This is a genomic window from Salinibacter ruber DSM 13855 (assembly GCF_000013045.1).
GTDB lineage: Bacteria > Bacteroidota > Rhodothermia > Rhodothermales > Salinibacteraceae > Salinibacter > Salinibacter ruber.
Genome location: NC_007677.1, coordinates 1,144,020 through 1,155,563 on the forward strand (window position 1 = coordinate 1,144,020; position 11,544 = coordinate 1,155,563).

An 11,544-nucleotide genomic window follows, 5' to 3' on the forward strand; every position below is an offset into this window, starting at 1 on the left:
GTCGCCCAAAGTCTGATTTGCTTCGCTGGCGCCGCAAGGGGAGGCCCTTTCCCGCGGCCCGATCGCGCCCGCTGGCCCCACCTCACGCTGAGGAGGAGCTGGACGGCGAGCCGTCCCCGAAGCTGTGCCCGTCCAGTGCCGACCCGTCCCCACTAACGTCACTGGCAGAGGGCGGCTGCCCGGCCGGTTGCGTCGTCGGGGTCCGCCCCTCGCCGTCCGGACGCTCGATCCGGAACTGCTGGACCGTCTCCTCCAGCTCGGTACTGAGCCGCTCCAGCCGGTCGGCGGTGTCGGACACCTCCGTCACCCCGGCCGCCGACTCCTGGGCCGCCGTCGAGATCGACTGGACGCTCCGGGCAATCTCCTCGCTGGTGGTGGACTGCTCTTCGGAGGCCGCCGCAATCTCCTCGGCCCGCTCCTCGACCTCCGAAATGGCCGTCACAATCTCTTCGATGGCCGCTCCGGCCTCCTCGGCCAACTCAAGCCCCTTCTCCGCCCGCTGGCTGCTCTGGCGCGCGGTGCCGACCGCGCCGTCGATCTCCTCGCGCACCTCGTCCATCATGCCTGCGATCTCGTCGGTCGCCGCGTCGGCCTCCTCCGCCAGCTCCCGCACCTCCTCGGCGACGACGGCAAAGCCCTTGCCTTCTTCCCCGGCCCGGGCGGCCTCGATCGCCGCGTTGAGGGCCAGTAGGTTGGTCTGATCGGCAATCTCGTCGATGCGATCGACCACCTGGCCAATCTTGTCCCCGTAGGTGCCGAGCCGCTCGATGGTCTCGGTTGTGTTCTCGATGGCGGACGCGATGCCCTCCATCTGGCTGGTGGCCTCGCGGACCGTCTCTCCCCCCTGACGGGCGGTCTCGCCACCGGCCTGGGCAACCTCTGCGGTCTTCTGCACGCTGCGGGCGTTTTCCCCGATCGTCTGGTTGAGCTCTTCGACGGCGGCGGCCACCTCCTCGGCCTGGGCGGACTGCTCCTCCGCAGACGCGGCCATCTGCTCGGAGGAGGAACTGATCTGCTCGGTCGCCGAGGCGGTCGAGCCGGCCGCCTCCCGGACCCGCCCGACGATGGAGCGGAGGCCGGCGACCGCCTCGTTGAAGCCCTCAAACAAGCGACCGATCGCGCCCTCCCGGCCGGTGGGGAGGCGAACGGTCAGGTCCCCGTCGGCAAAGCGGCCGATCGCCTCCAGCATCGTGTCGACGCTCTCCTGGAGGCGCTCCTTCTGCTGTTCGGACTTCCGGACGGCCTCCTCCACGCGGCGCTCGACGGAGGCCTTCTCGTCTTCGAGCGCCTCCTGGGTGGTGCGGATGTCGCGGATCATCTCGTTGAATCCGCCGGCCAGCTCCCCGATCTCGTCGTCGGTCTGGACCGGGACCTCCACGTCCAGATTCCCGTCGCTGACGGCCTGGGCCCCGTCCCGGACGCGCCGAATGCGCCCGGCGATGCGACCGGACAGCCAGAGGATGGCCCCGATGCCCATGCCCAGAATCAGGAGATTGATGAAGACCGTCAGCATCGTCTCCGACCAGATCTCCGACATGGCCTCATCCAGGGAGTACGCCAGCACCACGTTTCCGTACCGCTCCCCGTCGTACTCGATCGGGTGGGAGGTGCGCAGCAGTCCCCCCTGGCGGACCGTCGAGCCGGCCTGAAGCAGCGCCCCCGTATCGACCTGGAGCCCGTCGGGGTTGTGGTCGAACAGGACCGCGTCGTCCTCGTCGAGAATCGCGACGTACCGCACCTTCGAGTCGTTGGTGGCCCAGTCGAAGGTCTTCTTGACCAGGTCGTAGTTCGAGCCGGCCAAGCCGGCGTCTATCCTGGGTGCAATCTGCTGGCAAATCCGTTTCCCGTGGGGTCTGTCCGTGAGAAGCGACTGGGGGGCTGCCCCAGACGGGGAACCGCCGGCCCTGTTTCTGGGCCCGACGAGTCGGACTGCCTCCGACGAGCATCGGTGCGGGCCGTTTGTTAGACGGATCCCCGTGAGGCGTGCCCGGGCAGCCTGGGCGTACGCCTCCGTGGCGAGAGGGGAGGCGACGCCGGCTCGCTACGTCGGATGCGCCTTTCGGGGGAGAATGGGGAAGTCCGACGGGTGATGGGGCCGTAGGAGATGAGGACGCCCACGCCACGCGACCATTCGCCGGGGGAAATGGAATCCGGAAAACACCGGGTGATCGGGCCGATGGATCGGATGCTTGAATCGTAGGTTACACACGATGTCTATATAGCTCTGGCACTTCCCTTCCGCCTGCGTCCAACGCTCTGTCTCGGTCGCTATGCCCGACGAAGCCCCTGCTGAATCCTCCCGTTCCAACCCGGACCGCTCGCGTCTTCTGCTGAAGTGGGGTGGGGGGCTCCTCGGCGGACTCCTCGTTCTGGTTCTCGCCGCGGCCCTTCTCCTGCCCCGTCTCTTCACCTCCGAGCAGTTGAAGGGATACGTCGTCCCGCCCCTGGAGGAGGCAACGGGGCGACAGGTACACATCGACGCGATTGGACTGCGCGTGCTGCCGGCCCCTGCCGTGCGCGTCTCGGGCTTTCGCCTCGCCAACGCCGAGGGCTACGGGCCGGCGCCCGCCGTGGAAGCCCGGGCGTTGACCGTGGACGTGGCCCTCTGGCCCCTGTTTTTGCTGGACATTCGGCCGACGGCCGTGGCCCTGGAGGCACCGGTGGTGCGCTACGAGGTGGGCAAGGACGGGGCGACCAACTTTGATGATCTGGGGGCGTCCGACACGACTGCGGCGGCGGGCGACGAGTCGCCGCTCGCCGGCATCCCCGTGTCGAGTTTTCGCGTGTCCGGGGCCCGGATGAACTACACGGACCGGTCGACCGGCCAGGCCCTCCGGCTGGACTTCGAGGCGCAACTGAGCGCGCGCCCCGATGGGGCGGCCATCAGGAGCGAAGGGACCGTCGACCTGCGGTCCGTGCGGGCGCTGCTGCCCAGCGTGGGGCCCGACACCCTCGTGGTCCAGGAGGCGGCGGCCACGTACGACGTCCGCGTGGCGCCCTCCGAGGGGGAGGTCGAGGTCCGGACCCTCCAGCTCGACACGGCGCCGGTTACGATCGCGGCGGACGGCACGATTGCCGGGTTGAACGCGCAGCCCGCGCTCGACCTCGCGTTCGAAACGGGGCGGACGGACCTCGCCGAGATTGCGGCGTTTGCGGCGGTGGCGGGCGTCAATCCGCGGGGCACGCTCGCGCTCGATGGCACGGTCGCGGGGCCGCTGGCCGACACGACGGAGGGCCTCGCCCTGTCGGCGACGGGGCGGCTTGCCGAGGCGGGCGTGGACTACGAGGGCACGGCCCTGCTCCGCGACCTGAGCGCCGACCTGTCGCTCACGCTCGACTCGGTGGCCGCGCGGTCCGTGGACGGGCGTCTGCTGGGCGCCTCGCTTGCCGGTGACCTGTCGGTGCGCGATCTGGGGGACGACCCGCGCCTCGCCCTCCAGCTGAAGACCGGTGCGATGAATCTGGCGGACCTCGCCGCCTTCGCTCCGCCGGAAGAGGTCGGTGCGTATAATCCGCAGGGGACGCTTCGACTCGACGTGACGGCCCGGGGCCCGGTGCCGTCGGACGCGGCGTCGATGCGGCAACTCGCCATTGACGGGTCCGGGCGGCTTGCGGGCGGCGGCGCGGACTACGAAGGGGAGGCGCTCCTCCGCGACCTGCGGGCGGGGCTCGGGTTTTCGGGCACGGCGGCCTCGGTGCAGGACCTGAACGGACAGCTTCTGGGCCGCCCGGTCTCGGGGAGAATCCGTGTGCGCGATCTGTTTGGCCAGCCGCAGATAAAAGGGCAGCTCGCCGGAACGGCGGATCTGCCCCGCCTCGCATCCCTCGCGGGGGCCGACGTCACGGCGGGGTCGATTGCGGGGCAGGCCGACTACGACGTGCAGTTTGAGGGCCCGACGAGCGTCCCCGACGCGATCCGGCCCCGAGGGACGGTGCGCCTGGCCAATGTCCGGGTGCCCTACGCGTCGTTTCGGAATCCGGTCGAGATTCCCGACGCCACCGTGCAGCTGACCGGCACGGGCCTCTCGATGGACCGGTTTGCGGTCCGGTCGGGCGAGCAGGCCGCGTCGCTACGGGCCACCGTGCAGGACCTGTTTCCCCTCTCGGAGGGACTGGCGGAGGCCGATCCCGCGCTGTCCGCAACCTTTGCGCTCACCGCCGACCGTCTCGACCTCGTGGCCCTCTATCCGGAGGCCGACACGTCGGACGTGACCTACTCGCAGCTCTTCGCCGCGCACCTGTCGGGCGGGACCCTGGATGGGCAGTCGCCCGAGGCCGTGGCCGACGAGATGTACGGGGGCGTCCAGCTGCCGGCGTACGCCGTGGAGGGGCGCGTCGAGGTGGGCACGCTGCTGAACGACCCCCAACGCTTCGACGACCTGGCGTTCGACGTCCAGATGGACGACCGGCGGCTGCGGGTGCAGAACCTGACGGGGACCACCTACGAGGGCACCCTTGCCGGCTCGCTCACGCTCGATCAGCGGACATCGGCGTCCGCCTCCGTGAGGCCGGCGCCCAACTCGGTCTGGCTCGCCGCGGCGGCCCCGGGGCGGGTTCCTTCAGCGACGACCCCTGCGCCGGCATCGGCACTCACGTACGATTTTGAGCTGCGGGACGCACAGGCCGGGGCCGTCCTTGAGGACTGGACGACACTGGGGCGCCTCGTAACCGGCACGCTGACCCTTGACGCCGACGGGGAGACCGCCCTGACGGATGGCTTTTTGCCCCGGGCGGAGGCCTTCACCGCCGTTGGGCAGTCGCTCGTCGCCAATGGCGGCCTGTCGCTCGACGTGGGGCCGGCCCAGGCCCTCGTCGACGCGCTGAACCTGCCGGCGGCCTCCGTGAAAGAGTTCAACCGCCTCGGCGGCCCGTTCGCCATCGAGGACGGCCAGTTCCGGCTGAACACGTGGGACGTCGGGGGCCCGCGGGTGGACGGGCAGTTGGACGGCGCGCTGGGCCTGGGCGGCGGCGTGGACCTCGAAATGAGGCTGCAGGTGCCCCTCTCGATCCTCAACAATTCCGGGCTGCCGGGCCGTTTGGGCGGGGGGGACGGCCAGCTCGGGGCCCTCCTCAGCAAGCTCGTGGGGGGAGACGCCGGCGCCCAGGCCGTGCCGGTGACGGTCCGCCTGGGGGGCACGATGCGCGACCCGTCCGTGGAGGTCCTAAACAAGGACGCCATCACGTCGACCATCCGCTCGCTGGCGAAAGAGGAGGGCCTCAACCGCCTCCGAGACCTGTTTGGGGGGAACGGGGGCGAGTAGGGCCGCCGGCCGGACCGGGCTGCGGGACAGGAGCTACCACCCGAACACGGGCCGCGGGAGCGGGGGCCACCCGGGGGATCCGTGATGCCCCTGCGCGGCCGGGATGACGTGCTCTGCCAGCAGGCGTAGGATCTGCTCGTTGTGGTCGTCGCTGCCGCGGGGGCGATCCCGGAGCGACGAGGTGCAGGCCACGACGAGGTCGAGCCGGGGGACCACGAAGACGTACTGCCCGCCGTAGCCCCAGGCAAACGCCACACGCTCGCCCCCAAGCTCGTGCGTGAACCAGAGGTGTCCGTACTGGTGGTCGCGGTAGGTGGAGCGCACGTAGGTCCGCCAGGACAGGTCAACCCAGTCCGACGGCAGCACCTGCCGGCCCCGGTAGCGCCCGCCGTTCAGGTACAACTGGCCAAACCGCAGCATCGCCCGGGGCGTGAGGGCCATGTTGTTGCCGCCGAAGTAGCGGCCCGTCGGGGACTGCTGCCAGCTGCGGATGCGCACCCCGAGCGGGTCGAAGAGGCGGTCCTGCGCAAAGGCCCGGAGCGACCGGCCGCTCGCCTCGGCGAGGACGGCTCCTAGGATGTGCGTGGTGCCGGTGCTGTAAATCATGTCGCCCCCCGGCCGGTCGACCAGGGGGCGCCGCAATGCATTCGCCACCCAGTTCGGACTGGACACCCACGCGCCGTAGTTTCCGAAGCTCGTCGATTCGAGGCCCGTCTGTTGCGTGAGCAGGTGATCGACCGTGATGCGCTGCTTGCGCGGGGCGTCGGCGAGGAGGGTTGGGAAAAACGGGCCAATGGGCTGGTCGACGCCGCCGAGGATGCTGTCCGCGAGGGCAATCCCGGCGAGGGCGCTGAGCACGCTCTTGCTGGCAGACTTGAGGTTGGCTCCCTGATCAGGATTGTGTCCGTTGAAGTAGACCTCGGCCACCGTCGTCGTGTCGCGGGCCACGAGCAGGCTGGTGAGGGGCGGGGCAAGGTCGGCGGCCCGGTCTACGGCCGCGGCGAGCGCAAAACTGTCGAACCCGTACGACCCGGGCGGGTGTGCCCGCCATGTTTCCGTCGTGGGGCCGGGCTGCGCGTGCGCGGGGGCCGTCAGCAGGGACAAGAGGAGCAGACTGCCCAGTGCCGTGGGGGCGGAGGGGCGACGGGGGGCGCTCCGAGGTGTCGCGGGACGGAGAGACATGGACGCGAGCGAGTTGAGAACGTGGCAAACCGCCCGTGCGTACTTCAACGCCCAAATTGTGTTCGGATCCGCAAAGGGCGTCCCATTCGATGGACGTCCACCCTGACCTCCTCGAACGCGTCTCTGCCAAGTGCGGGTCGGTGAACAGCGAGACCCTGGCGCACGTCGTCACTCTGGCGGCCGCCGTGATCACGCAGGCCATCCGACCCCTCCACGGTGATCGTGAATGAAAGCGCCATCGTTCGCCTCATGGACAGGGGGAGGCTATTCTGCCCCTTCTGCCGGGGCAGAAATTGGCCCCACACTCCCGCGCCCCCACTCGCCCGCGCCCTACTGGCCTCTCTCCTACAATCAGGGGCAGCGGAGCCGCCATCGCTCGACCGAGCGTTTCAGATGCGATCGCCCGGCGAGTGAGGGTTGCCATTCGAGGAGGGAACCCCTACTTTCGAAATGCTCGGTTTTCCTCGTCCACCCCCTTGTGCCATGTCTATGCGTCCGACGGCTCGCATTCTCGGCTGCGCGCTTTTGCTCGTCGTTGGCGTCTTTGCCCTCCCGGCCTGGACGTCCGCCCCGAACGCGTCGCGCCCCGGCTCGTCGTCCGGAACGGCCGGTCCCGCACCGGTCCCCGAATACGCAGAGAACGGAATGGTCGTCTCCGCGAAGAAGCGGGCCTCCCAGGCGGGGGTGTCGATGCTCAAGAAGGGCGGCAACGCCGTCGACGCGGCCGTGGCCACGGGCTTCGCCCTGGCCGTCGTGCACCCCTACGCGGGCAACCTGGGCGGCGGCGGGTTTATGGTCGTTCGCATGCCTGACGGGTCGGTGACGACCATCGACCACCGCGAAGACGCGCCCAGCGGGGCCACGCAGGACGTGTACCTCGACGACGACGGCAACGCCGTCCGCCAGCGCAGCCGGCGGGGCTACCTGGCCTCGGGGGTGCCCGGCACCGTGGCGGGCCTGCTGACGGCCCTCGACGAGCACGGCACGCTCGACCGCGCGACGGTCATGGCCCCTGCCATCCGGCTTGCCGAGGAGGGCTTTCCGCTGCCGCACACGATGGCGGAGGACCTGAACGACCGCTACGAGGCGTTTGCCGAGTTTTCGGCGACCAAGAAGTACTTCACGAAGGGCCGTGCATCGGCGGAGTACCGGGCGGGCGAGCGGTTCGTGCAGTCGGACCTGGCCCGGACCTTGAAGCGCATTCGGGACAAGGGCAAGGCTGAGTTCTACGAAGGGCGAACGGCCTCGCTCATCGCCGAGCAGTTTCAGGCCAACGGGGGGCTGATTGACGCGCAGGACCTGGCCGAGTACGAGGCGGTGGAGCGGGATCCGGTGACGGCAACCTACCGGGGGTACGAGGTGCACTCGATGGGGCCGCCTTCCTCTGGGGGCGTCGCCATTGCCCAGCTCCTCAACGCGGCCGAGATGAGAGACATCGACCAGATGGGCTTCAACTCCAGCGCGACCGCCCACTACATCGGGGAGGCGATGCGCCGCGTGTTTGCCGACCGGGCGAAGTGGCTCGGGGATCCCGACCACGTGGAAGTGCCCACGGAGGGACTCATCCAGAAGGACTACATGCGCGAGCGGATGGCGTCCTTCGACTCCAGCCGCATTACGCCCACCGACTCGGTGCGGGCCGGGGAGCCCATGCTGGCGGGCGAGTCGATGGAGACGAGCCACTACTCGGTCGCCGACAGCAGCGGCATGGCCGTAAGCGTCACCACCACCCTCAACAGCGGCTACGGCTCGAAGGTGATGATCGACGGGGCCGGCTTCTTCATGAACAACGAGATGAACGACTTCGTGCTGAAGCCGGGTGTTCCCAACCAGTTTGGCCTTTCCGGGACGAAGCGCAACCTCGTGGCGCCGGATCGTCGCATGGTGTCCTCCATGTCGCCCACGATCGTCGAAACCCCGGAGGGCGAACTTTCCCTGGTGATCGGGGCGCCGGGCGGGTCGACCATCATTACGACCACGTTCCAGGTCATCATGAACGTGATCGACCACGGGATGGACATCGAGCAGGCCGTGACGGCCGGGCGCATCCACCACCAGTGGAAGCCGCGTCACCTCAGCCACGAAGAGTTCGCCCTGTCGAGGGATGCGGTCCGAAACCTCCGGGCGCGTGGGTGGGAGGTAACGGAGGGCGTCTTCGGGGGCATCCCGCGATGGGGGCGCGCGCAGGGCCTCCGCGTCACACAGTCGGGCGACGAGGGGCGGGTGTTCTACGGCGGATCGGACCCGCGGGCCAACGGCGCAGCGGTGGGATTTTGACGCCCAATATAGAACGTCGCGGAATGGCGGGCGTTTTTTTGCCGTCACTCAGGCCCCAAGGGGCCGAGCGAAAACGGCACATGAGGACCGGACCGCGGCGTTGACGTGGCGTATACGTATGACCTCCATCCCGAAATTAGCATTCTTCTCATCCGAAATGCCGGAGACACGTGGACCGGGGAGGACATTCTCGCCAGCGCGGGGGCGGTCGTGTCGGACGAGCGGATGGAACCCGGCCTTGATTGGGTCTACGACCTGCGAACGGTGCAGGAGGCGATAATCGGGGTGGAGGACATGGAGTGTATCCTCGAACGGTTCTCGACCTACCGGGCGGAGGGACGGGTAGCGAGCAGCAGTGCGTCCGTCATCGTCCGGACGGAAGACGTGAATCTGCACTTCACCCCCACGCTCTACAAGCACCGCGCCGGCCGCCCCGAAGAGCTATTCGAGGTGGTACAGACATTGGAGGCGGCGCGGCAGTACCTGGGCATCCAAACAGCGGACTGGAACGCCGCATTGACGGATTGAGGCCCGATCGCCGGGCCCCTGGGCCTGGGGGGACAAGGTCGCCGGTTGGGCCCCTACTGCGTCCGGGGCGCGGGCGCCTGCCAGTCGAACTCCTCCTTGCTCATGTCCTCGTCGACGGGCACCGGGTAGTCGCCGGTAAAGCAGGCATTGCAGTAGCTGAGGTCGCTGTGGTTGGCCCGCTTCACGGCCTTCATGAGCCCCCCTACCGACAGGTACGCCAGGGAGTCGACGCCGAGATAGTCGCGCATCTCCTCAATGCTGTCAAATTTGTTGGCCAGTAGCTCGTCGGCATCGGGGAAGTCCATGCCGTAGAAGCACGGGCTGATGACCGGTGGGGACGACACCCGGAAGTGAACGCTCTTGGCGCCGGAGTCGCGCAGCATCTTCACGAGGTAGCGCGCCGTGGTCCCCCGCACGATCGAGTCGTCGAGCACCACGACGGTCCGGTCCTCCAGCAGGCCCTGCACCGTGTTGAACTTGCAGCGCACCTTCATCTCGCGGCGGTCCTGGCCGGGGGCGATGAAGGTGCGGCCCACGTAGTGGTTGCGGATGAGGCCGAGGTCGAACCGGCAGCGCCGTCCCATGTCCTGACACTCCTCCGCAAACCCGAGCGTGGAGGTGTTGGCCGAGTCCGGCACCGGCACCACGATCGGGGTCTTCTCGTCGTCCTCCGCCTCCTCGGGAATGGGCGCCTCCTGGGCCAGCTGGATGCCGAGCTGGCGCCGCACCTTGTCCACCATCTCCCCAAAGATCTGCGAGTCGGGGCGCGAGAAGTAAACGTACTCGAAGACGCACTGGCTGACCCCGTACTTCGTCGGGATCTCGTGGCTCTCGAAGTCGCCGTCGTTCACGCACCCCTCGCGGTCGATCACCAGGATCTCGCCCGGCTCGATGTCGCGCACGTACTCCGCGTCGATCATGTCGAAGGCGCACGTCTCGCTGGCGACGCAGTAGGCCGGCCCCTCGTGGCGCTCCGGGGTCTCCAGGCGGCCCAGGGCGAGCGGCCGGAACCCATTCGGGTCGCGGACGGCAATCATGTGCTCGTCCGTCATCAGGAGCAGCGAGTAGGCGCCCTCAATCTGCATGAGGGCGTCGATGATCTGGTCGATGTGATTCTGCCGGCGGCTTTGGGCCGTGAGGTGCAGGATGAGCTCGCTGTCGCTGGTGGTCTGGAAGAGGGTGCCCTGCTCGCGGAAGCTATCGCGGAGCTCCCTGGCGTTCGACAGGTTGCCGTTGTGCGACAGGGCAAGGTTTCCCTTCCGGTGGTGCACCACCAGGGGTTGGATGTTGTCCCGGTTCGAGGACGCCCCGCTCGTGGAATAGCGATTGTGCCCGATGCTCACGTCCCCCAGCAGCTGCTTGTTGAACAGGGCCGGGTCGTCGAACACGTCCAGCACGAGGCCGAAGTCCTTGTAGGCCGGCATCGTGGGCTGCTCCTGCTGCTCGTCGTAGGTGGAGGTGACGATGCCGGCGGCCTCCTGGCCCCGATGCTGCAGTGCGTGCAGGCCGTAGTAGGTGTGCCGGGCGGCCTCAGGGTGGTTGAAGATGCCAAAGATGCCGCAGTGCTCTTGAACGGCGTCGCTCATGGGGCAGCGGCGAGGGCGGGCCGCAGACTGGTGGGACGGGCGCTGAGCAGAAGTTTTTCGGCGACCAAGGCAGGAACAGCGGTCACGCAATTCAAAACTAGGGACGCGGCCGGATGATCCCAATCCGTTCGGGCCCGCGGCCGCCGTCCGCGGAAAATTCTTGCGCACGGGTCGGCGCCCCGGACGGTCCGTTCGCGGGGACGTGGAGAACGGCGACCTGCTGGTGCCGGTGGGGGGGAGGGCGACGCAGGGCTAGAGGGCAATGACCCCCACGGCAAGCCCAATGCCCACGGCGTTGGCCACGAGGTCCTTTCCGCTCGCCCGCCCGCCGATGCGGGACGCGTCGTAGAGCTCCTTGGCGAGGCCGACGGTGGCACTGCTGGCGACGGAGGCCGGCAGGGCATTGCCATCCGACCAGCCGGCCTTGTGCACGAGCACGTACTGGGCCGATAGCGTCCAGAGCCCGCTGAAGACGAGGTGCCGGGCCTTGTCGCGGGCCCACCACCGGTCGCGGCGCACCGGCCGCCGGGCCGGGCGCGTCGGCGGCACGAGAAGCTCGACCCGAAGCCCGGTGAGGGTGGGCGGCAGGGGGGCGGGCGTGGAGGCGACAGAATCTGCGGCGGGCGGGGGGGCAGCCCAGGCGTTGGCGCCGGCCGCTGGCAGGCCGACCAGCAGCGCCCCCCCACGCCCAGACCCACAGCCGACCCGGA

At 69.0% G+C, this 11,544-nt stretch carries 7 protein-coding genes; 3 read left to right on the top strand and 4 right to left on the bottom strand.

Annotated features, from left to right (window positions below; all coding sequences use genetic code 11):
• Positions 1-82: 82 nt before the first annotated feature.
• Positions 83-1,801 (bottom strand): methyl-accepting chemotaxis protein, encoded by a 1,719-nt coding sequence (locus tag SRU_RS04720; protein ID WP_260156939.1) that lies wholly within the window; start codon positions 1,799-1,801, stop codon positions 83-85.
• Between the two features lie 469 nt (positions 1,802-2,270).
• Between SRU_RS04720 and SRU_RS04725 the strand changes: the two genes are divergently transcribed.
• Positions 2,271-5,261 carry an AsmA family protein gene (locus SRU_RS04725; RefSeq protein WP_164923534.1) on the top strand — a complete coding sequence of 997 codons (2,991 nt, stop codon included), beginning with the start codon at positions 2,271-2,273 and terminating at the stop codon, positions 5,259-5,261.
• Between the two features lie 33 nt (positions 5,262-5,294).
• Here SRU_RS04725 and SRU_RS04730 read toward each other — a convergent pair whose 3' ends face one another.
• Positions 5,295-6,443: a serine hydrolase domain-containing protein gene (locus SRU_RS04730; RefSeq protein ID WP_011403656.1), complete on the bottom strand. Its 1,149-nt coding sequence runs from the start codon at positions 6,441-6,443 to the stop codon at positions 5,295-5,297.
• A 483-nt stretch (positions 6,444-6,926) separates the two neighbouring features.
• On the opposite strand from SRU_RS04730, the gene ggt reads away from it, so the two are divergent.
• Both ggt and SRU_RS04740 read left to right on the top strand, forming a co-directional pair.
• Positions 6,927-8,720 (top strand): gamma-glutamyltransferase, encoded by a 1,794-nt coding sequence (ggt, locus tag SRU_RS04735; protein WP_237701961.1) that lies wholly within the window; start codon positions 6,927-6,929, stop codon positions 8,718-8,720.
• A gap of 105 nt (positions 8,721-8,825) precedes the next feature.
• The gene (locus SRU_RS04740) at positions 8,826-9,248 is read left to right on the top strand and encodes a hypothetical protein (protein WP_164923536.1); all 423 of its coding nucleotides are present in this window, start codon (positions 8,826-8,828) and stop codon (positions 9,246-9,248) included.
• A gap of 53 nt (positions 9,249-9,301) precedes the next feature.
• Here the strand turns inward: SRU_RS04740 and purF are convergent, their stop codons facing one another.
• Together purF and SRU_RS04750 are read right to left on the bottom strand one after the other, a co-directional pair.
• A complete protein-coding gene (gene purF, locus SRU_RS04745; RefSeq protein ID WP_103017824.1) occupies positions 9,302-10,834 on the bottom strand; it encodes an amidophosphoribosyltransferase in 1,533 nt (510 codons plus the stop codon).
• Positions 10,835-11,086: 252 nt separating this feature from the next.
• Positions 11,087-11,383, bottom strand: coding sequence for a hypothetical protein (locus SRU_RS04750; RefSeq protein WP_011403660.1), 297 nt, complete (start codon positions 11,381-11,383; stop codon positions 11,087-11,089).
• Positions 11,384-11,544: the final 161 nt, after the last annotated feature.

Bases quoted from the DNA above. Each gene is read 5' to 3' on its own strand.
- SRU_RS04725 (WP_164923534.1), top strand. From the start codon at position 2,271: ATGCCCGACGAAGCCCCTGCTGAATCCTCCCGTTCCAACCCGGACCGC.
- purF (WP_103017824.1), bottom strand. From the start codon at position 10,834: ATGAGCGACGCCGTTCAAGAGCACTGCGGCATCTTTGGCATCTTCAAC.
- SRU_RS04730 (WP_011403656.1), bottom strand. From the start codon at position 6,443: ATGTCTCTCCGTCCCGCGACACCTCGGAGCGCCCCCCGTCGCCCCTCC.
- ggt (WP_237701961.1), top strand. From the start codon at position 6,927: ATGTCTATGCGTCCGACGGCTCGCATTCTCGGCTGCGCGCTTTTGCTC.